The organism is Amycolatopsis coloradensis, from assembly GCF_037997115.1.
Classification (GTDB): Bacteria; Actinomycetota; Actinomycetes; order Mycobacteriales; family Pseudonocardiaceae; genus Amycolatopsis; species Amycolatopsis coloradensis_A.
Genome location: NZ_CP150484.1, coordinates 3459868 through 3480791 on the forward strand (window position 1 = coordinate 3459868; position 20924 = coordinate 3480791).

The 20924-nt window shown below is 69.4% G+C and carries 17 protein-coding genes, 2 tRNA genes and 1 pseudogene; 11 read left to right on the forward strand and 9 right to left on the reverse strand.

Going from position 1 to position 20924, the window contains the following annotated elements:
- Positions 1-810: an Fpg/Nei family DNA glycosylase gene (locus LCL61_RS16570; RefSeq protein ID WP_340687633.1), complete on the forward strand. Its 810-nt coding sequence runs from the start codon at positions 1-3 to the stop codon at positions 808-810.
- 187 nt (positions 811-997) lie between these two features.
- Here LCL61_RS16570 and LCL61_RS16575 read toward each other — a convergent pair whose 3' ends face one another.
- On the reverse strand, positions 998-1768 hold the full coding sequence (locus tag LCL61_RS16575; RefSeq protein WP_340687634.1) for a hypothetical protein: 771 nt from the start codon (positions 1766-1768) through the stop codon (positions 998-1000).
- A 110-nt stretch (positions 1769-1878) separates the two neighbouring features.
- Here LCL61_RS16575 and LCL61_RS16580 point away from each other — a divergent pair, with 110 nt between their 5' ends.
- Complete coding sequence (locus LCL61_RS16580) at positions 1879-2754, forward strand: TIGR03619 family F420-dependent LLM class oxidoreductase (RefSeq protein ID WP_340687635.1); 876 nt, start codon at positions 1879-1881, stop codon at positions 2752-2754.
- Positions 2755-2757: 3 nt separating this feature from the next.
- Entirely contained in the window at positions 2758-3204 is a 447-nt protein-coding gene (locus tag LCL61_RS16585) for a nuclear transport factor 2 family protein (protein WP_340687636.1), read from the forward strand.
- On the opposite strand, the gene LCL61_RS16590 is transcribed toward LCL61_RS16585, so the two are convergent.
- The 4 genes from LCL61_RS16590 to LCL61_RS16605 form a co-directional block, all read right to left on the reverse strand.
- Positions 3201-4415 (reverse strand): RNA polymerase sigma factor, encoded by a 1215-nt coding sequence (locus tag LCL61_RS16590; RefSeq protein WP_340687637.1) that lies wholly within the window; start codon positions 4413-4415, stop codon positions 3201-3203. The two genes, LCL61_RS16585 and LCL61_RS16590, sit on opposite strands and share 4 nt — an antisense overlap.
- A 27-nt stretch (positions 4416-4442) precedes the next feature.
- A complete protein-coding gene (locus LCL61_RS16595; protein ID WP_340687638.1) occupies positions 4443-4952 on the reverse strand; it encodes a hypothetical protein in 510 nt (169 codons plus the stop codon).
- A gap of 59 nt (positions 4953-5011) precedes the next feature.
- Positions 5012-5452, reverse strand: coding sequence for a GNAT family N-acetyltransferase (locus LCL61_RS16600; protein WP_340687639.1), 441 nt, complete (start codon positions 5450-5452; stop codon positions 5012-5014).
- A gap of 125 nt (positions 5453-5577) precedes the next feature.
- Positions 5578-5654: transfer RNA gene (locus tag LCL61_RS16605), tRNA-Pro, on the reverse strand.
- Positions 5655-5738: 84 nt separating this feature from the next.
- On the opposite strand from LCL61_RS16605, the gene LCL61_RS16610 reads away from it, so the two are divergent.
- From LCL61_RS16610 to LCL61_RS16625, 4 genes and pseudogenes are all read left to right on the forward strand, one after another.
- Positions 5739-5812: transfer RNA gene (locus tag LCL61_RS16610), tRNA-Gly, on the forward strand.
- 84 nt (positions 5813-5896) lie between these two features.
- The gene (locus LCL61_RS16615) at positions 5897-7432 is read left to right on the forward strand and encodes a 4Fe-4S dicluster domain-containing protein (RefSeq protein ID WP_340687640.1); all 1536 of its coding nucleotides are present in this window, start codon (positions 5897-5899) and stop codon (positions 7430-7432) included.
- A gap of 198 nt (positions 7433-7630) precedes the next feature.
- Positions 7631-8581, forward strand: coding sequence for a hypothetical protein (locus LCL61_RS16620; RefSeq protein WP_340687641.1), 951 nt, complete (start codon positions 7631-7633; stop codon positions 8579-8581).
- Between the two features lie 199 nt (positions 8582-8780).
- Positions 8781-8918: pseudogene (locus LCL61_RS16625) on the forward strand (hypothetical protein); the annotation flags it as partial.
- A gap of 660 nt (positions 8919-9578) precedes the next feature.
- Here LCL61_RS16625 and LCL61_RS16630 read toward each other — a convergent pair.
- Complete coding sequence (locus tag LCL61_RS16630) at positions 9579-14276, reverse strand: HAMP domain-containing protein (protein WP_425342010.1); 4698 nt, start codon at positions 14274-14276, stop codon at positions 9579-9581.
- Between the two features lie 130 nt (positions 14277-14406).
- On the opposite strand from LCL61_RS16630, the gene LCL61_RS16635 reads away from it, so the two are divergent.
- Positions 14407-15984: a SpoIIE family protein phosphatase gene (locus LCL61_RS16635; protein WP_340687643.1), complete on the forward strand. Its 1578-nt coding sequence runs from the start codon at positions 14407-14409 to the stop codon at positions 15982-15984.
- On the opposite strand, the gene LCL61_RS16640 is transcribed toward LCL61_RS16635, so the two are convergent.
- The gene (locus tag LCL61_RS16640; protein WP_340687644.1) at positions 15967-16974 is read right to left on the reverse strand and encodes a DNA topoisomerase IB; all 1008 of its coding nucleotides are present in this window, start codon (positions 16972-16974) and stop codon (positions 15967-15969) included. The two genes, LCL61_RS16635 and LCL61_RS16640, sit on opposite strands and share 18 nt — an antisense overlap.
- Before the next feature lie 98 nt (positions 16975-17072).
- Here LCL61_RS16640 and LCL61_RS16645 point away from each other — a divergent pair, with 98 nt between their 5' ends.
- A complete protein-coding gene (locus LCL61_RS16645) occupies positions 17073-17615 on the forward strand; it encodes a type 1 glutamine amidotransferase domain-containing protein (protein ID WP_340687645.1) in 543 nt (180 codons plus the stop codon).
- 59 nt (positions 17616-17674) lie between these two features.
- Complete coding sequence (locus tag LCL61_RS16650; protein WP_340687646.1) at positions 17675-17851, forward strand: hypothetical protein; 177 nt, start codon at positions 17675-17677, stop codon at positions 17849-17851.
- Here LCL61_RS16650 and LCL61_RS16655 read toward each other — a convergent pair.
- A complete protein-coding gene (locus LCL61_RS16655; protein ID WP_340687647.1) occupies positions 17844-18230 on the reverse strand; it encodes a hypothetical protein in 387 nt (128 codons plus the stop codon). The genes LCL61_RS16650 and LCL61_RS16655 overlap by 8 nt on opposite strands.
- Before the next feature lie 48 nt (positions 18231-18278).
- Positions 18279-19595: a serine/threonine-protein kinase gene (locus tag LCL61_RS16660; RefSeq protein WP_340687648.1), complete on the reverse strand. Its 1317-nt coding sequence runs from the start codon at positions 19593-19595 to the stop codon at positions 18279-18281.
- 144 nt (positions 19596-19739) lie between these two features.
- Between LCL61_RS16660 and LCL61_RS16665 the strand changes: the two genes are divergently transcribed.
- Complete coding sequence (locus LCL61_RS16665; protein WP_340687649.1) at positions 19740-20837, forward strand: hypothetical protein; 1098 nt, start codon at positions 19740-19742, stop codon at positions 20835-20837.
- Positions 20838-20924: the final 87 nt, after the last annotated feature.

Consider the following 20924-nt stretch of genomic DNA (forward strand, 5'->3'; position numbering starts at 1 on the left):
ATGCCCGAGGGGCACACGCTCCATCGCTTGGCACGTCTGCACAAACGCCGTTTCGCCGGGCACCCGGTCGAGGTGAGCAGTCCGCAAGGACGCTTCGCCGCCGAAGCGTCCCGTTTGGACGGCCGGGTGCTGGTGAAGGCCGAGGCGTACGGAAAGCACCTGTTCCACGACTACGGTCCACACGGGACGGTGCATGTCCACCTCGGCCTCTACGGCACGTTTTCCGACGTGCCGCTGCCCGCTCCGGAACCGGTGGGGCAGGTGCGGATGCGGCTGGTCGGCCCGACGCATTCGGCCGATCTGCGCGGCCCGAACCAGTGCGAATTGATGGACGGGCCCCAAGTCGACGCGATCAAGGCGCGGCTGGGCCCGGATCCGCTGCGCCGGGACGCGAAGCCGGAGAAGGCGTGGGAGCGGATTTCGCGGTCGAAGACGTCGATCGCGGCACTGCTGATGGACCAGTCGGTGCTGGCGGGCGTCGGCAACGTGTATCGCGCCGAAGTGCTGTTCCGGCACGGTGTCGCCCCGCTCGTCCCCGGCCGCGCGCTCGATCGCGGGCTGTGGGACGACATGTGGGCGGATCTCGTGACGCTCATGCGGCACGGTGTCCGGGTGGGACGGATCGACACGGTCGCGCCGGAGCACCTGCCCGAGGTCACGGGCCGCGCGCCGCGGCAGGACCGGCACGGGGGCGAGGTCTACGTCTACCGGCGCGAGGGGATGCCTTGTCTCGTGTGCGGGACGGCGGTGCTGCGGAGCGATCTGGCGGCGCGGAACCTCTTCTGGTGCCCGACCTGTCAGCCCGCCTGACGTCGGCACCGACCCCTACCCGACCGACGGCCACGCTCGCCAAGGTTTGCGAAAGCCGCTTTCGCAACCTGCCACAGTGGCCTGACACCCGCGATGTCGGCGGGGGCGGATCGCGCAAAGCCGTGAAGGCCTCCTTCCCTACCTTGAGAGTAGGGAAGGAGGCCTTCACGGACCCGGCAGCAGCGGGCTAGAAGTCGAACCCGCCGCCGTCGAAACCGCCGCCATCGAAGCCGCCGCCGTCGAAGCCACCGGCGTCCCCGCCCATGTCGCCTCCGGCGTCGCCGCCCGCGTCCGCGGCCGCGTCCTCCTGGCCCGCGTCATAGCCCGATTCCCAGGCCGACGCGCTCGCGATCCCCGCCATCCCGGAGAACATCGCGCTGAACAGCAGCATCGAACCGAGCCCCCAGGCACCGGCGACGAGCGCGGGCTTCCACCACGGCTCGCTGTACCAGCCCTGCGGCACCGGACGGCCGGCCACGCGGCCACCGGGGTAGTAGTGCGGCGTCCGCTGGCTCGGGTCCGGCGAAGCCTCGTAGTGCTCGCCCTCGACGTCGACCGAGCGGTACTCGGTGACCTTGCCCGCCCGGTCGCGCTCTTCGCTGCCGGGCAGTTCCGGACCGGGGTCCATGCCCATCGCGAGACGGGCCGCGCGGACGTAGTAGAGCCCTTCGATGGCGGTCTCGCGAACCAGGCGGGCCTGTTCGATGGTCTGTGCCTGCTCCATCTGGGAGCCCGCCGCGGTGAAGCGTTCGGACGCGTCCGCCATCGCCTGCTGGGAGGCGGTGTCCGTGCCGGTGAGGTTCATGACCTGACCGCCGAGCCGCTCGACGAGACGCCGCGCGTCGGCCTTCGCGTCGTCCAGCTGGCGCTTCTTGGCCGCCGCCTGGGATTTCGCGAAGTAGATGCCGCCGCCGACCACGACGACGAGGAGCACGATCAGGAAGATCGCGGTGCCCATGGGTTCACTCCAGGAATCGTTCGGCCTTTGCCCGGATCAACGCCGAGAGCCGGCCGGTGGTTCCCGCGCGCACTGGCGGGAGAAACTAGAACACGTTATAGTTCGGCTCCATGAAGTTCACCCTGTCGATCGCGATGAACCCGCTCGATCAGCTGGGCGAGCTCGCCCGTGCGGCCGAAGAGGCGGGTTTCTCCTCGATCGCGCTCCCGGATTCCCTGTTCTATTCCGAAACGGTCTCGGCCGACTATCCGTACACGCCCGACGGCAGCCGCTTCTGGACCGAGGAGACGCCCTGGGCCGATCCGCTGATCGCGGCCGCGTCGATGGGCGCGGTCACCGAACGGCTCACCTTCTACACCTCCGTGCTCAAACTCGGCTCCCGCAACCCGGTCCTGCTCGCGCGTCAGGTCAACTCGGTCGCGGCGCTGACGGGCGGCCGCTTCGGGCTCGGTCTCGGCGTCGGCTGGTCGCCGGAGGAGTTCCGCTGGTGCGGCGCGCCGTACGAAAAACGCGGCAAACGCGTGGACGAGGCCATCGAGGTGCTGCGCCTGATCCTCGACGGCGGGATGGTCGAATTCCACGGCGAGTTCTTCGACTTCGACAAGCTCCGGATGAGCCCGACGCCGCCGTCGCGGGTGCCGTTCTACATCGGCGGGCACACCGACGTGGCGCTGCGCCGGGCCGCACGCGTCGCCGACGGCTGGTCGTCGGCGATGATGAAGTTCGACGACCTCCGCGACACGATCGCCAAACTGCGCGGGCTGCTGGCCGACCTGGGCCGCGCCGACGATCCCTTCGAGTACCAGGCCGTCTGCATCGACAAGTTCGGTCTCGACGGCTACCGCGAGCAGGGCGACATCGGCGTCACCGACATCATCACCATGCCGTGGGTGTTCGACGGCCTCGGTTTCGACGCAGAAGTCGGCCCCAAGCTGGATTCCATCAAGAAGTTCGGCGACGAGATCATCGCGAAGATCGGAGACTGAACCATGGGTGTCGACGTCTGCTGGGATCCGTCCGCCGCGCAGCCGCCCGCGCGTCAGGCCGCGTTCCGCTCGATGACCGCCGTCACCGCCGGGGACAAAACCGCCTGGCTCGCGCTCTTCGCCGGAGACGCCGTCGTCGAGGACCCGGTCGGCCCGTCCATGTTCGACGAGGTGGGCAAAGGGCATCACGGGCAGGACGGGATCAGTGCCTTCTGGGACAAGACGATCGCGAACGTCGAACGCTTCCGGTTCACCATCCGCGATTCGCACGCGGCCGGTGACGAGGTCGCGAACGTCGGCACGATCACGACGTACTTGCCCGGCGGCTACCGCGTCGACACCGACGGCGTGTTCGTCTACCGGGTGCGCGAAGACGGGCTGATCGTGTCGATGCGCGCGTTCTGGGAAACCGAGCGTGCCATGGCCACGGCCCGCAAGGACACGGCCTAGCCGAGCCGCTCCGCGCGCCGCGTCAGGTACTGCTTCTCCGGTTCGCTCGCGGTCTTGCCGGCGGCCCGGAGGTAGGCCTCGCGCGCGGCGCCGGTGTCCCCGGCCAGTTCCAGCAGATGTCCTCGCACGGAATCGAGCCGGTGGGTCTGGCTCATCCGGCTGTCGTCGTCGAGCGTGGCCAGCAGTTCGAGGCCCGCTTCCGGCCCGTTGACCTCGGCGACCGCGACGGCGCGGTTGAGCGTGACGACCGGGCCGGGCGAGACCTTCTCGAGCACGTCGTAGAGCGCGAGGATCTGCGACCAGTCGGTGTCCGCCGCGGTGGGCGCCTCGTCGTGGACGGCGGCGATCGCGGCCTGCACCTGGTACGGCCCGACCGGGCCCGCCTCCAAGGCCTCGCTCACCAGCGACACACCTTCGGCGATCATTTCCGCGTTCCAGCGCGAACGGTCCTGCTCGGCGAGAGGGACGAGCGAGCCGTCCTCACCGGCGCGGGCGCCGCGGCGCGTGTCGGTCAGCAGCATGAGCGCGAGCAGGCCGGTGACCTCGTCCTCGTCCGGCATGAGCCGCCGGAGCAGCCGGGTCAGCCGGATCGCTTCGGCGGTCAGGTCCGCGCGGTGCAGGTCGGGGCCGCCGCTGGTCGTGTAGCCCTCGTTGAAGATCAGGTACAGGACCTGGAGGACGACGCGGAGCCGTTCGGCCAGTTCTCCGGCGGGCGGCAGGACGAACTCGGCGCCCGCCTTCTTGATGGTCTGTTTCGCCCGGCTGATCCGCTGGGCCAGCGTCGATTCCGGGACCAGGAAAGCGTTCGCGATCTCGCCCGTGGTCAGGCCGCCGACGGCGCGCAGGGTGAGCGCCAGTTGCGACGGCGGGGACAGGGAAGGATGGCAGCACAGGAAGAGGACGGTGAGCGTGTCGTCCGAATCGGACACAGTGGACGGGGCGAGGTCCAGCAGCGCGTTGTTCTCCTCGCGCCGCCGTCGCGCGCTCTCGCTGCGCCACTCGTCCACCAGCCGCCGGGAGGCGACCGTCGCGAGCCAGGATTTCGGACTGTCCGGGATGCCCTGCTCCGGCCATTGCTGCGCGGCCGAGAGCAGGGCTTCCTGGACGGCGTCCTCGCAGGCGTCGAACTGCCCGTGCTTGCGCACCAGCAACCCGATGACCTGCGGGGCCAGCTCCCGCAGGAGCGCTTCCACCTGACGATCGTCCTTCACGACGCCAGTCTTACCTCATGCGCGCCGTCAGGCGACGGGGGAGTAGTGCGAAGCGTCGCCTTCGAGGGATTCGCTCGGCAGCGCGTCGATGCCCACCGGGACGTCGCCCGCCACGGTCACCCGGTTCAGACGGCGGGGCAGGTCGTCGTAGTTGTCGACGGCGTAGTGCTGGGTAGGACTGCGGCAGCCGCAGGATGTCCCGCGACTCGCCCTTGGACAGCCCCGCGCTCGCCGGTCACCGGATGCACCCGCACCACCGGGTGGACCGTGCGGAACTTCTGCCTCCGCCTCGTCGAGGGTCTCCGGCGCCTTCGCGCAGTCGTAGTCGTTGGTGTGCTCGGCGCGCAGCGTGTCCGCGAACGCCCGGAGCGGTTCGGGCAGGTCGCGGTAGGCGGCGGCCGAGTTGGCGATCAGCGTTTCTGGCCTTCGGCGGGTCGAGCACGAAGGTGACGTCGGTGTGCCACTGGTTCGCGCGGCGCGATGGTGCTGCGCGCGATCGCCCCTTCGTCCAGCACTGGCGCTCCGCCTGCCGGTCACGGTGCCGATGTTCGCAAGCGGGTGCGGGCGGGCCTAGGGCTCTCAGCATCCGGGAGTGGTCAGGCGGTCAGCCGCCGGATGAACCGGGCGCTGTGCTCGCAGCGGTCCTCGTATCCCCGCGCGCGATAGAAGGCGTGCGCGGCCGTCCGATGGCGGGAACTGGTGACCTCCATGGTGTCGCAGCCCAAGCGCAGCGCCTCCGCTTCGGCCGCGGCGACCAGCTCGCGTCCGATACCCGAGCCTCGCCGGGTCTCGTCCACCACCAAGGCCACGATCCGCCCGCCGGAACCCGGCCGCTCGAGCAGCGGGATCGCGACCACCGCGACGACACCGACCACCTTGCCGTCCGCCTCGGCGACGAACGCGGCACCCTCGGGATGACGGGCCCACCGTTCGAGCCGGCCGCGCACGTCCTCCACGTCGTTGTCCGGGTAGCCCAGCTCGGTGAGGAGGGCGGTCACGGCGGGGGCGTCGGTGCTGAGGGCGTGGCGGATTTCCATGATCCTCATCCTGCCCGGATCTGCGACGGCCGCATCGGAGCTTCGAGAACGTGGTGGGGCTGAGCGTTCCGACGTCGCCGAGCGGCGGAATCCGAAAGGGCCGAACCCGCAGGTCCGGCCCCATCTGGTCGGGATGACAGGATTTGAACCTGCGACCCTCCGCTCCCAAAGCGGATGCGCTACCAAGCTGCGCCACATCCCGTGACTTCCCCGATCTTCCGGGGGGTGTGCGCACAGCCTAGCGGGTCACGCTAAGCTGTTTTCGCACCCGGTACTCCGGGGGCACGCGGGTGTAGCTCAATGGTAGAGCCCTAGTCTTCCAAACTAGCTACGCGGGTTCGATTCCCGTCACCCGCTCCACAGCTCCACCTCCGAACCCGCAGGCGCCTGGCCTGCGGGTTTTTTCGTGTAGAGGGAAGCATCGGCCCGGCCTTCGAGCGCGGCATGGCGCTGCACGCCAGGTACACGATCTTCGCCGAAGGCGCGCGCGGCCACCTCGGCCGCCAGCTGATCGCCCGCTACAAACTGGACGAAGGCAAGGACCCGCAGGCCTACGGCATCGGCATCAAGGAACTGTGGCAGATCGACCCGGCCAGGCATGAGCCGGGGCTGGTGGTGCATGCGGCCGGCTGGCCGCTGGACAGCGACACCTACGGCGGCGCGTTTCTGTACCACGCCGACGGCGGCAAGGTCGCCATCGGCTACGTGGTCGGCCTGGACTACAGGAACCCATGGCTGAGCCCGTTCGAGGAGTTCCAGCGTTTCAAGACCCATCCCTCCATCCGCAAGCACCTGGAGGGCGGCACCCGCATCGGTTACGGCGCCCGTGCAATCACCGCCGGTGGCCTGCTGTCGCTGCCCAAGACGGTGTTCCCCGGGGGCGCGCTGGTCGGCTGCGAGGCCGGTTACCTCAACGCCAGCCGCATCAAGGGCAGCCACGCCGCGATCAAGACCGGCATGCTGTGCGCCGACGCCGCGTTCGACGCGCTGGCTGCTGATCGCCAGCACGATGAACTGAGCGCCTACCCGAAGGCGTTCGAAGCCAGCTGGCTGTTCACCGAACTGCAGCAGGCCAAGAACTTCAAGCAGTGGTTCAAGAAGGGCCAGACCGTGGCCACGCTGATGACCGGCGTGGAGCAGTGGCTGCTGCCCAAACTGGGCGTGCGCAACCCGCCGTGGACCCTGCATCGCACCCAGCCGGATCATGCCTGCCTGGAGCCGGCGGCCAAGCACACCCGCATTGCCTACCCGAAGCCGGATGGCGTGCTGACCTTCGACCGCCTCAGCTCGGTGTTCCTGAGCAGCACCAACCACGACGAGAACCAGCCCAGCCACCTGACGCTGAAGGACCCGAGCATTCCGGTGAAGGTGAACCTGGCCGAGTACGCCGGTCCGGAAGCGCGCTACTGCCCGGCCGGCGTGTACGAGTTCGTCGGCGAAGCCGACAGCGCGCAGGCGCTGATGGCCCTGCTCGGCAGCCAGCCCTGCGACCTGCTGGTGACCGACTACTCCATGCCGGGCAGCCCGCAGGCCGACGGCTTCGCCATGATCGGCATGATCCGCCGCCGTCATCCAGACCTGCCGGTGCTGATGCTCAGCGTCTCCAGCAATCTGGCGATCCTGCGCATGGTGCTCGACAGCGGCGTGCTCGGCCTGGTCGACAAGAGTTCGTCGATGGACGAGCTGCCGCAGGCCATCCAGTCGGTCTACCGCGGCCAGCCCTACATCAGCCGCAGCCTGCGCGAGCGGGTCGAGGCTGCCGGCAGCTGGCGCATGCGCGAGGGTGACGGCAAGCCGCTGTCGCCACGCGAGGTGGAGGTGCTGCGGCTGCTCGGCACCGGCATGACCGTGAAGGAAATCTCGCTTCAGCTGCACAAGAGCGTCAGCACCATCAGCCGGCAGAAAGGTGATGCCATGCTCAAACTGGGCCTGAAGGGCGACGCCGAGCTGTTCGATTACCTGCGCGACGGCAAGATCTGAGAGCCAGATCGCACAGGAAGGGCATCTGGCACTGCCCTCTTTGACGGGCCGCCGATCTGTGCCAAGATGGTGGGGCATGAGTTCCCAATGCGAGGTCGAAGGAATCGACCGGCTCATGTCCTCGCTCCCGTCCCTGGTGGACGTGGCGCGGTTCCCTGCCGGCCGTCTGGCCCGGCAATGCTGACCATGGAGAGGCGCATGCAACATCCCCCCAAGCTACGCTGGACCCTGCCGTTGCGGCCTCTGCGCGCATTCGCGGCGTGCCTGCTCGTCTCTCTTTCCGCTGCCGCCTGCAGCGCCGCCGATCCGGTCCCCTCGTCCTCCCAGCCCGGCGCCCCTGCGCAGGCTGCCAATGCGCCCCGACAGGATGTTGCCACGATGCAGAACACCTCTCCCGACACCGCCATTACCCCGCCCGACGCGCCGACCGTGATGTATTTCACCTATCAAGTGGATGGCGATGGCGCGACCTCCTATGAGGTCCAGAACGGCAGCGTGGCGACCTTCTGGTTCGGCCACACCTTCACTCTCGATGGCACTACGTACTACACGGGTTTCTCCTGGGATACCCGCGAGCACTACGGCAAGCCTGGCGAGCAGACGCAGGCCGGTCCGGACGACCGCGCCAACCTCGCCGAGGCCACCTTCGTGCTGGTCGGCACCGACGCGAAGAAGCCGTGGAAGTTCCGTGGCCAGGAATGGACCATCGGCGCACTGGGCGCGTACGACAAGGCCGACGACGTCGATACCCGGCGCAAGCCGCTTGAACATCGCACCGCCGACGGCCGCCTGCTGCTGGCGGTGCCGACCAGCAGCTTCGACCGCGGCGTCAGCAGCACCGGCTATGCGCTGCTGCTGTTCAACCCCAGGCGCAGCGAAGACGACGTGGACAGCAAGGTCTGGCGCTATGTCGGTACGGTGCGCACAGGCGAAGACAACAGCGCCGCCTGCGACGAAGGCAACGTGATGCCCTGCACCGGCAGCGACGGCGAACTGGCCTTCGCTGCCGATGGCAACGGCCTGCCGCGACTGACCGTGACCTTCAAGGGCACCACCCTCGAAGGCCCCGGCAGGACCCGCACCCTGGGTGCCGGTGACACCGTGCACTACACCTTCGACAGCGCGACCCAGCAGTACCTCGCGCGCTGAAAGCACCCGCCACGCGCGGGTTCCCTGTTGACCGACATGTTCTTGACTCACGGATGAGTCCGGTTGGCGATTCGCGGCATGCGCCGCTCCATCAACCCCGAGGAAAAACGTCATGGCACAGCATGACTACAGCAGAAAGGAAGTCCTGGACATCGTCGAGCAGGTCGCCAGGCAGAAGAGCATTCCGGTCGACGACTTCATGCGCTTCGCGTACATCGAGACCGGTGGCACGTTCAACGAGCGCGCCCACAACGCGTCATCCGGCGCCAAGGGCCTGTTCCAGTTCGTGCCCGGGTCCGCACGCCAGTACCACCTGACCGGCCACGAGTTCGACCCCACCCGCAACACCGAAGCGGCCGCGCAGATGTACCAGGACAACCTGGACTCGATGGCACGCCGCAACGAGCGCACCGGCCACCCGTACCTGTCCGGCGGCAGTACGCCGACCGGGCTGGACCTGTACCTGGCCCACCAGCAGGGCAGTGCCGGCTATGGCTCGGTGCAGACCGCCATTGCCACCGGCACCTTCGGCGTGGTCCGCAACAGCCACGGCGACGAGATCAACATGCGCCGCAACGTGCTGAACCAGATCGGGTCGGACGCGAAGGCGCTGACCGGCCACAGCCTGGCCGAAATGCGCGGCATGAACGATGGCGACCTGGCACGGGCCTTCTCCAGCTACTACATCCACAAGTACGCAGCGATCAGCATCCCGGAAAAGAACATCGAACCGCAGGCGGTGGCACAGGGCCAGGGCCAGGGCCAGGCCCCGGCCGCGCCTGCACAGGCCAGCGCAGCCGTGGCGGCCGGTGCTGCCACGCTGGCGGCAACCGCAACAGCCGCTGCCGCGCCGAAACCGGGCATCGAACTGCAGGCCGCCTACGAGGCCGGCGTGAAGTACGACGATGTGAAGTACGCCATCAACATTCCGNGACCTCGTGAGTGGCGTTTCGGATCAGAACCCGAAACGCCACTCACGACCACCTGGACCGAAGCCTCAGTCCGCGCCGACTTCCGATTCGTCACCGGCGCCCGTCACGGCCTGCGAGAGGCCGCTGGAGGCGGCATCCGCCTCGAGGTGCGCGGCGATCAGGTCCAGCAGCTTGTCCGTGTCGACCGGCTTGGTCACGTAGTCGTCCGCGCCCGAAGCGAGCGTCCGCGCCTTGTCCTCCGCGGTCGCCTTCGCCGTGACAGCGATCACGGGCAGGTCTTCGTGCGCGGCCTCGGCGCGGATCGCGGTGATCGTGGCGTTGCCGTCCAGCTCGGGCATCATCACGTCCATCAGGACGAGCGCGGTGTCCTCGTGCCGTTCCAGCGCCCGGATGCCCGCGACGCCGGTCTCGGCGTAGATGACCTCCAGGCCGTTGCGCTCCAGCACGGCGGCCAGCGCGAACACGTTGCGCAGGTCGTCGTCGACGATCAGGATCTTCTCGCCGTGGAACCGCTGTGACGGCGCGGAGGGGGCCACCTGTGGCACGGCCATGATCAGCGGGACACCGTCGGCCGCGGCGGTGGTCGGGACCACCAGGTTCGCCGCGCTCACCGGCAGGTACAGGGTGAACGTGCTGCCCTTGCCGGGTTCGCTGCGGACCCGCAGTTCGCCGCCGAGCAGTTCCGTCAGCTGCTGGCTGATCGACAGCCCCAGCCCGGTGCCGCCGTATTTGCGGCTGGTGGTGCCGTCGGCCTGGCGGAACGCGTCGAAGATGATCGCGAGCTTGTCCGGCGCGATACCGATCCCGGTGTCCTCGACGGCGAACGCGAGGACGCCGGGGGCGTTGCGGAGCGAGTCGGCTTCGACCTCGCCCGGATCGGCCATCCGGATGTGCAGGCGCACCCCGCCCTCGTCGGTGAACTTCGCCGCGTTGGACAGCAGGTTCCGCAGCACCTGCTGCAGGCGGTGTTCGTCGGTGTGGATCGACGACGGCACCGGCGGGTCGATCAGGACGGCGAACTCCAGGCCCTTGTCCGAAGTGAGCGGACGGCAGATCGATTCGACGTACTCGACCAGTTCGGGCAGCGTGACGTCGGACATCTGCAGGTCCAGGTGACCGGCCTCGACCTTGGCCATGTCGAGGATGTCGTTGATCAGCTGTTGCAGGTCGCTGCCCGCCGAGTAGATCGTCCGCGCGAACTGGACCTGCTTTTCCGACAGGTTCCCGTCCGGGTTCTCCGAAAGGAGTTTCGCGAGGATCAGCGCGCTGTTGAGCGGGGTCCGCAGTTCGTGCGACATGTTCGCCATGAACTCGGACTTGTACTGCGACGCCATGGTCAGCTGCCCGGCACGCTCTTCGAGCTCCTGCCGCGCCTGTTCGATCTCGCTGTTCTTGACCTCGATGTCGCGGTTCTGCTGCGCCAGCAGCGCCGCCTTCTCCGCCAGATCCGTGTTGGACCGCCGCAGTTCCCGTTGCTGCGCCTGCAACTGCTCGGACCGGGCGCGCAGTTCCTGTGCCAGGCGCTGGGATTCGGTCAGCAGTGCCTCGGTGCGCGAGTTCGACTGGATGGTGCTGACGTTGACCGCGATGGTCTCCTTCAGCTGCTCCAGCAGGTCGATGTGGACTGTGCTGAAGGCGTTGATGGTCGCCAGTTCCAGCACCCCGAGCACCTCGCCCTGGAACAGCACCGGCAGCACGATCACGTTGACCGGCGCGGCCGAGCCGAGCCCGGAGGAGATGAGCGCGTACTCCGGCGGGGCTTCGTGGACCAGTATCGTGCGCCGGTCGACGGCGGCCTGCCCGATGAGCGATTCGCCGGGGGAGAACCGCAGCCCGTTCTGGGATTTCGCCAGCCCGTAGGTGGCGATGCTCTCCAGGACCACCTCCTCCTGCTCGTCTTCGCGGGCGAGGAAGAACGCGCCCTGCTGCGCGGACACCAGCGGCGTCAGCTCGGACAGGATCAGCGACGCCACGGACGCGAGATCCCGGTGCCCCTGCATGAGCGCGGACAGCCTGGCCAGGTTGGTCTTGAGCCAGTCCTGCTCGCGGTTCGCCCGGGTGGTCTCCTTCAGGTTCGCGATCATCTGGTTGATGTTGTCCTTGAGTTCGGCCACCTCCCCGGACGCGTCGACGGTGATGTGCCGGGTCAGATCGCCGGCGGTCACCGCGGTGGCCACCTGCGCGATCGCCCGCACCTGCGTGGTCAGGTTCCCGGCCAGCTGGTTCACGCTTTCGGTCAGCCGCGACCACGTGCCCGCGACACCGGGCACTTCAGCCTGACCGCCGAGCGTGCCGTCCGTGCCGACCTCGCGGGCGACACGGGTGACTTCGGAGGCGAAGGCCGAGAGCTGGTCGACCATCGTGTTGATGGTGGTCTTGAGTTCGAGGATCTCGCCGCGCGCGTCGATGTCGATCTTCTTCGACAGATCGCCCTGCGCCACCGCGGTGGTCACCGTCGCGATGCTGCGGACCTGGCCGGTCAGGTTGTCGGCCATGACGTTCACGTTGTCCGTCAACGCCTTCCACGTGCCCGCCACGTTCGGCACGCGGGCTTGGCCGCCGAGGATGCCTTCCGTACCCACCTCGCGGGCGACGCGGGTGACCTCGTCGGCGAAGGCGCGCAGCGTCTCGACCATGCTGTTGATCGTCTCGGCGAGGACCGCGACCTCGCCCTGCGCGTCGATCGAGATCTTCTTCGACAGGTCGCCGTTCGCCACCGCCGTCGTCACCGTCGCGATGCTCCGCACCTGGTCGGTGAGGTTGGTGGCCATGACGTTGACGTTGTCGGTGAGGTCCTTCCATGTCCCGGCGACACCGCGCACCTGGGCCTGGCCGCCGAGCTTGCCCTCGGTGCCGACCTCGCGGGACACCCGGGTGACTTCGTCGGCGAACGCCGACAGCTGGTCGACCATGATGTTGACGGTGTTCTTGAGCTCCAGGATCTCGCCGCGCGCGTCGACGATGATCTTCTGCGTCAGGTCGCCCTTCGCGACGGCGGTGGTGACCTGGGCGATGTTCCGGACCTGGTCGGTCAGGTTCTTCGCCATGAAGTTGACGTTGTCGGTGAGGTCCTTCCACGTCCCGGCCACGCCGGGCACCTGTGCCTGACCGCCGAGCCGCCCGTCGCTGCCGACCTCGCGGGCGACCCGGGTGACCTCGTCCGCGAACGCCGACAGCTGATCCACCATGGTGTTCAGCGTGTTCTTGAGTTCGAGGATCTCGCCCTTGGCGTCGACGGCGATCTTCTGCGACAGGTCGCCCTTCGCCACCGCCGTCGCCACCTGGGCGATGTTCCGGACCTGCGCGGTGAGGTTGTTCGCCATGAAGTTGACCGACCCGGTGAGGTCGCGCCAGGTCCCGGCGACCCCGGGCACCTGCGCCTGGCCGCCGAGCTGACCTTCCGTGCCGACCTCGCGGGCGACCCGGGTGACCTCGTCGGCGAACGACGAGAGCTGGTCGACCATCGTGTTGACGGTCGTCTTCAGTTCAAGGATCTCGCCGCGCGCGTCGACCGTGATCTTCTGCGTCAGGTCGCCCTTCGCCACCGCCGTGGTGACCTGGGCGATGTTGCGGACCTGGTCGGTCAGGTTGTCCGCCATCTGGTTCACCGAGTCGGTGAGCCCGCGCCAGGTGCCCGCCACGCCCGGCACGGTCGCCTGGCCGCCGAGACGGCCTTCGCTGCCGACCTCGCGCGCCACCCGCGTGACCTCGTCCGCGAACGAGGACAGCTGGTCGACCATGGTGTTCAGCGTGTTCTTGAGTTCGAGGATCTCGCCCTTGGCGTCGACGTTGATCTTCTGCGAGAGGTCGCCCTGCGCGACCGCGGTGGCCACCTGGGCGATGTTGCGGACCTGGTCGGTCAGGTTGTCCGCCATCAGGTTCACCGAGTCGGTGAGGTCGCGCCACGTGCCCGCGGCGCCGGGGACCTGCGCCTGGCCGCCGAGACGGCCTTCGCTGCCGACCTCGCGGGACACGCGGGTGACTTCGTCGGCGAACGACGAGAGCTGGTCGACCATGATGTTGACGGTGTTCTTGAGCTCCAGGATCTCGCCGCGCGCGTCGACGTTGATCTTCTGGGTCAGGTCGCCGCGCGCCACCGCGGTGGTCACCTGGGCGATGTTGCGGACCTGGTCGGTCAGGTTGCTGGCCATGACGTTGACGTTGTCGGTGAGATCACGCCAGGTGCCCGCCACGCCAGGGACCTCGGCCTGCCCGCCGAGCCGTCCCTCGGTGGCGATCTCGCGGGCCACTCTGGTGACCTCGGTCGCGAACCGCGAAAGCTGCTTGATCAGGCCGTTGACCGTCTTCGCGACTTCGGCGAACTGACCCTGCAGCGGCCGCCCGCCGACTTCCAGCGGCATCGGTTCGGACAGATCGCCCTCGGCGACCGCCCCGAGCACGCGGTTGAGCTCGGCCGTGGGCCTGCTCACGTCCTCGATCAGCCCGTTGACGACGTCGACCGCGGTGGCCCAGCCGCCGGGGCCGATCTCGGCCGCCACCCGCTCGGTCAGCCTGCCTTCCTTGCCGACCGCCTCGCGGACGCGCAGGAGTTCGGTCACCAGTCGCTGGTTCCGTTCGGCGATGTCGTTGAAGGCGCCCGCGAGCTGGGCCGCGAGCCCGTCCCCGTGCGCCACGAGGCGCCGCCGGAAGTTGCCGTCCCCGAGGTCACGAGCCGCCGCGAGCAGGCGTTCCAGGGTCGCTTCGTCCACCTGGCCGCCACCACCTTCCACGGGGATCCGGTCCCTTTGGGAGTGCTGTGTCATCTGTGTCGACCCTCTCCACCACGCATGCCAAGCCATGGTCGTCGCATCAGCGTGCCATGATTCGACCTACACTTCGAGCCAGTCCGCCCGCTCACACTGCGCTACCCGCAAGGCAGGAGGAGGTCCGGGAATGGTGTCACGGCCCGCCCCGGCCTCGACGTCGCTCCCCTCGGAGTCGTCGCCCCCGACGAGTGAGGGAGCCCTGCCCGAATCCGGGCGGTTCTGGCGCGAGCTGCTCGAAGACGTCCGTGACGCGGTGCTCGTGCAGGACGTCGGCGGCGCGCTGCGCTGGTCGAATCCCGCCGCCCGTGAGCTGTTCGGCGGCGGCCGCCCGGTGCTCACCGCCGAAGGCCCCGACGTCGGGCATGTCGAGCACACCGGCCGCCGGTTCCCCGCGCGGATCCGGACGTTGCCCGGCGGCTGGCACGCGTGGACGGTGACCTCCGCGGTCGCGGCCGACGGCCCGCGCGTGGACGGTTTCCTCGCCGCCTCGGCGCCCAGGCTCGCCTCCGCGCGGGGCAGGCACGGGACGGCGAAGGTGATCGCCGAGGTCGCCGCGGCCGAACTCGCCGACTGTGTCTTCGTGCTGCTGCCGACCACTCGCGGCCGGTGGGAGTGGTGGAGCTGCGATCACCGCACCACCCACGGGCACGGCCGGATCAGGCGCGTCCCCGCCCAGCTGGCGCCGGTGCTCGCCGGCACTTTCGCCTCCACGGACGAACTCGAAGCCAAGGCGGTCCCGGAGGAGGAGATCGCGACCTTGCCCGCGGTCGTCGCGGAACGGCTCGCCGTCCATTCGTCGGTGACCGTGGTCTCGCTGGGATTCGACGGCGGATCCGGGGTCACCGGCGCGGTGGTGCTCGGCAGGCGCGGCGCGCCCGCGTTCGGCGAGGACCACCCGCGAGCGGTGACCGAGTTCGCCCGCGCCGCCGGGACGGCGCTGGCGAACGCGCACCGCTACGCCCGCCAGGAAGAGGCCACGCGCGGTCTGGAGACCACGCTGCGCCCGACACCGCCGCCGGATGTGCACGGCGTCAAGTTCGACGTCTGGTACGAGCCGTCGAGCGGGCTGCTCGACGTCGGCGGTGATTTCTACGACGTCCTGCCGCGCGAGGACGGCAGCGCGATGTTCGTCCTCGGCGACGTCTGCGGCAAGGGTGCCGAGGCGGCCGCGCTCACCGGCCGGGTCCGGCAGACCCTCGCCGCGCTCGACCTCGTCGAGCACGACAACACGACGTTGCTGAGCCTGCTGAACTCCCTGCTCATCACCGGCGGCAGCGGCCGGTTCGCCACGTTGGTGCTCGGTTCGGTGCTGGCGGGCGAAGACGGTCTCGGCGTCACCTTGGCCTCCGGCGGGCATCCCGCGCCGCTGGTGGTGCGCCGCCGCGGCGGGGTCGACGAGATCACTCTGCCCGGCACGCTGGTCGGGATCTCGCCGCAGGCCCGGTTCGCCGAGACGGCCATCCGACTGGCCGAGGGCGACGTCTGCCTGCTCTACACCGACGGGATCACCGAAGCGCGGCACCACGAGCGGCCGTCGGACCTGTTCGGGGACGAACGGCTGCGTGACCTGCTGTCCGGGTGCCAGGGGCTGTCCGGCCGCGAGGTCGTCGCCCGGATCCGTTCCGCGGTGCGGGAATGGCTCGGCAGCGGGGCGCACGACGACATCGCCGTCCTCGCCATCGAAGCCTCACGACCCGTTCAGTAGCCGCACCACCGCCCGCTCCACGATGTCGCGGGCTTCGTCGGGACTGGCCGCCTTCGCGGCTCGCCGTACCGCGCGTTCGACGGTCCGATCCCGCCGGTACGCCTCGATCACCCGTGGGTCCACATAGGACCGCCGCGCCACGGCGGGCGTATTCCCGAGCCCTTCGGCGACTTCCGTCATCACGGCCTTCTCGACCCGCTTCAATCCTCGTTCGCTGGAGGGTTTTTCCGTGTCCGCGAAAGCCGACGCGGCCAGGACGGTGGCGTTCCAGGTGCGCAGATCCTTGGCGGTGAAGCCGTCGCCGACGATTTCCCGGAGCCGGTCGTTGATGTCGTCGGCCTTCACCTCGTGCCAGCCGTCACCGTTGCGATAGGCGAGCAGGCGCACGTCGCCGCCCCGCACCCGCCGGAGGGAGCGGACCAGCCGTGCCAGTGCCTCGTCCCGCAGCCGGACCTTCCGCTGGATGCCGTGCTTCGCGGGGTAGTCGCACACCAGGCATTCGCCGCGGAGTTCGACGTGTTCGCACAGCAACGTCGCCACCCCGTGGGTGCCGTGCTCGTCGGCGTAGCTTTCGCCGCCGGTACGGAAGACCCCGAGATCGATCATGCGCAGGGCGCCGGCGAGCACGCGTTCCCGTCTCAGGCCGCGCGAGTCGAGATCCTCCCGGACCACTTCGCGCAGCTTGGGCAGCTTTCGTGCCAGCGCGAGGACGCGCTCGTGTTTCTCCTCGTCCCGGGCCCGTCGCCATTCGGGGTGGTAGAGGTACTGCTTCCGCCCGGCGTCGTCGATGCCGACCGCCTGGATGTGGGCGTTCTCGTGCGGGGAGATCCACACGCGCCGCCACGCGGGCGGGATCGCCAGCCGGTCGATCCGCTCGATCGTTTCCCTGTCCTTCAGCGGCTCGCCGTCCGGGGTCAGGTAGCCGAAACCACGACCTCTGCGCCGCCTCCGGATACCGGGGGACCCCAGGTCCGCTCGCCGAAGTCGCATGGGGGCTGATACCCGCCGCGGCGGGAGTTCATACCCATGGTTCGGCGGTCGCGGTCCGGGGTAGTCCGAGAGCGACGACGACCTCAGGAGGGAACCCGATGGCGACATCGCTGAACGGACGCCGCGTGGCCATCCTCGCCGCGGACGGCGTGGAACAGGTCGAGCTGGTCGAGCCGCGCAAGGCGGTCACCGATGCCGGGGCGACGGCGGAAGTCGTCTCGCTGGAGCCCGGCGAGATCCAGGCCATGAACGGCGACATCGACAAGGCGGACAAGTTCACCGTGGATCGCGTCGTCAAGGACGTCACGGTCGACGACTTCGACGCGCTAGTGCTGCCGGGCGGCACGATGAATCCGGACAATCTGCGCGCGGACGAGAACGCGGTCCGCTTCGTGCGCGAGTTCGTGACCAGCGGCAAACCCGTCGGCGTGATCTGTCACGGGCCGTGGACGCTGGTCGAGGCCGACGTCGTCCGCGGCCGCACGCTCACGTCGTACCCCAGCGTGCGCACCGATATCCGCAACGCCGGCGGCACCGTCGTCGACCAGGAGGTCGTCATCGACGGCAACCTCACGTCGAGCCGCAATCCGGACGACCTGCCCGCGTTCTGCGCCGCGATCGTCACCGCGTTCGCCGGATAAACGAGTGGCGCACGTCACAGATCTGAGGGATCGTGGGTGGTGGAGAAGGAGGTGCCGCGATGACCGTGCATGCCAGACGCTACGGCCGTTGGTGTCGTGAGCATTTCGAGACCGAGCACGAGCCGGAACGCCCGCGGCCCGCGGAGACCACGGCCGCCCCGGAGGTCACCGACGCCCAGGCCGAGCAGGCCCAGGCGGGTGACGCCCCGGAGGGGAAGCCGGGCTCGCTCAACTGAGCGATCGCCGGTACCAGACCCGCTTCGGGCCGGGGAGGCCGATCCGCGAGACGAGGTCGGTCACCACGCCGCCGATGATCAGCCACAGCAACGCGGCGAGACCGTCGTTGAACAGGGTGCGCAGTTTGAGGCCTTCCGGGGTGAACAGGTTCCGCAGGCCGAGCGAGACAGCGCGCGACCACTGATCGATCAGCTGCGCGAACCCGTTCCCCGGGTTGGCTTCGCCGAACACCAGCAGGATGTGCACGATCAGCACCAGCGCGAAGATCCAGCACACCGCGTGGACGACGGCGTTGACGACACGCACGACGCGGATCCTGGCGGGTGTCTGTTCGACGATCTCTTCCTGCGGCTCTCGCGGGTCGTTGATGTAGGTCATCGCCGTCTCCCATCATCGTCCACAGTGGACACTCTGCTGCGCGGTCGCTCAGCCGGGGGGCCCGGGCCTGCTGCTCTTCGTCGGAGGCGCAGGCCGGCTCTTGCTCGGTTTCGTCGACGTGCTGGGCCGGTCGCTCGAAGCGGTCGTGCCGTCCGGTGCCGGGGTGGCGCCGGTGCTTCCGGTGGTGCCGGTCGGCTTCGCGGAAGCCGGGACGGCTTCGGTGACCACGACCGTGCCGTTGCTCGCCTTCGGGCCGCGGGTGGGCACCTCGACGGCCTCCGAGGACTGCGGTCCCCGGCCTGCCGCCGGGCCGGACGATCCGGTCACCGTAGGGGGGACCATTCCGTTCGGCTGGGCAGGCGCGGGCACCCCGGTCTGGTTGAGCGCCAGCATGACGCCGAGGGTGATCGCGGCGGCGGGCGCGCTGACGGCGGCGACCACGGCCGCCCGCTTACGGGTCGCGGGCGCGAGCCGGACCACCTTCGTCCCGGTGGAATCCTCCAGCAGGATCCGCGAGATGGCCGCGGCCGTCGGCCGCTGCGACGGCTTCCGTGCGGTCATTCCGCGCAACAAGGTAGTCATGGTCGCCGACAGTCCGCCGGGGATCCGGGGCGGGCGGTGCAGCCGCCCGACCGCGGCCTCGACCGGCGTCCCGGTGTACTCCCGCTCCCCGGACAGGCATTCGAGCAGGACGAGGCCGAGCGAATAGATGTCGGCGGGCGGGCCGACGTTCTCGCCGCGGACCTGTTCGGGCGCCATGTACGCCGCCGTTCCGACGACGCCGCCGGTCTCGGTCACCCTGGTCGCGTCGAAGGCGTGCGCCACTCCGAAGTCGCCGATCAACGGGCCGTCGTCGGCGATCAGGATGTTCGCCGGTTTCAGATCACGGTGGGTGATGCCGTGCGCGTGGACATGCGCGAGCGCGTCGGTCAGCCGGGCGGCCAGCTCGACGACCTCGTCCTGGGGGAGCGGGCCGGACCGCAGGCGCTGGGCGAGGTTCTGGCCTTCGACCAGGCGCATCGTGAGGTAGGTGTAGCCGTCGTCGGAGCCCGCGTCGTACAGCGGGACGAGCCCCGGGTGCCGGACCGCGCTGAGGGTCTGGATCTCCTGCTCCCGGCGGCGCTCGTCCCTGGCCATAGTGTCCGCGTGGAACAATTTCAGCGCGACTTCGCGCCCTTCGCGCAGGTCCCAGGCGCGGAACACACGCGCGGTCGCGCCGCGGCCGAGCAGCTCCCCGACCTCGTACCGGCCGGCGAGTTTGCGCGGCAAATGGTCCGGGTCGTGGACGTTCAGGCTGAACCGGCGCTGAGTGGTCCCGGGGTCTTCTTCCTCATCACCACCAGCACGCGCACCCGCGTCGTCCATCGGTGCTACCTCCGTCTCACCGGCCGAACGCCGTATACCCGGTCCGGCCCCGGGCGAAACAAGGTTTGCGAGCGTACCGGAGATGATCTGCGGGTTCACCCCGAACGGCGGGCAACCCGGGCGGGTGCCGGACGTCCCGTGGTCATGAAGCCGAACCGGTGGGCCGCGCTCGCCGCCACCGCACTGACCGCCCTGGCCGTCTTCACCCCGCCCGCCGCCGCCGATGCGCTGGTGCCCAAGGGTTTCGCTCCCGCCTCGACGAGCTGGACGGGGCCGCGGCACGGCTTCGTCCTCGGGTTCTCGCCGTGCGGGAAACCCGGATGGTGCGCGTCCCTGCTGTCGACCACCGACGGCGGGAAGCGGTGGCGTCGCGTCGGTGAACCGCCGATCTCCCTGCCGGACAACCACAATCAGGTCAAACTCACGGTGGTCGACGAGCGCGACGCGTTCCTCTCCGACGGCACCCGGCTGCTCGCCAGCCACGATGGTGGCGCCAAATGGTCCGAGGTCCGCCTCGCAGGGGTCGGGGAACCCTTCTATATTTCGAAGATCGCCGAAGCGGGTCCGCGGGTGTTCGCGATGGTCACCGGATTCGGCACCCCGTCGACGACGACGCTGTACGCCGGGATCTCCGGCACGCGGCTGCTCCTGCCGGTCCCGGGATTCACCGTGACCGGTTCCTCGACCTACGGCGACATCGCCACCAGCGGCGGGATCCAGGTTTCGATGGGGGCGGACTACCGTGTCCAGAAGTACTGGACGTCGTCGGACGGCCTGTCCTTCGTGGCCGCGCCGGCGCCTTGCCCGGCGGACAATTCGGCTTCGCTGAGCGGAGTCCGGCGGGGACAGGTGCTGGCGCTGTGCAGCGGGGGGCCGGGGACGCCGCAGCCGGGGGCGACCGTCCGGCGGCTGTGGCGGGCGCCGAAGCTCGGCGGGTACTTCACCGGGACGGGGCAGGCGCCCACCCTCGGGATCAACCAGAGCTTCAGCGCCGCTTCGCCCTCGGCGGCGACCGTCGCGGCGGAAGGCGGCGGCACCGGATTCCTGCACAGCACCGTCGACGGCGGATCGACCTGGACGACGACCGTGCTCAGCGGCCGCGGCGTCTGCCTCAACGACCTGGACTTCCCGGACGAGCGGGTCGGCGTGGTCGTGGACGGCCTTCCCGACGCCGAAGGCGGGTCCGCGGTGTACCGCACCACCGATGGCGGTGTCACGTGGCGTGAGCTCGTCTTCGGGTGATCGCCGCAGGTAGGCAAGGCCCTTGGTGAGGTTCACTTGGATGCACGCCATGTCGTAATCTGTGTACGGTCCGTCGATGTCGAGGGG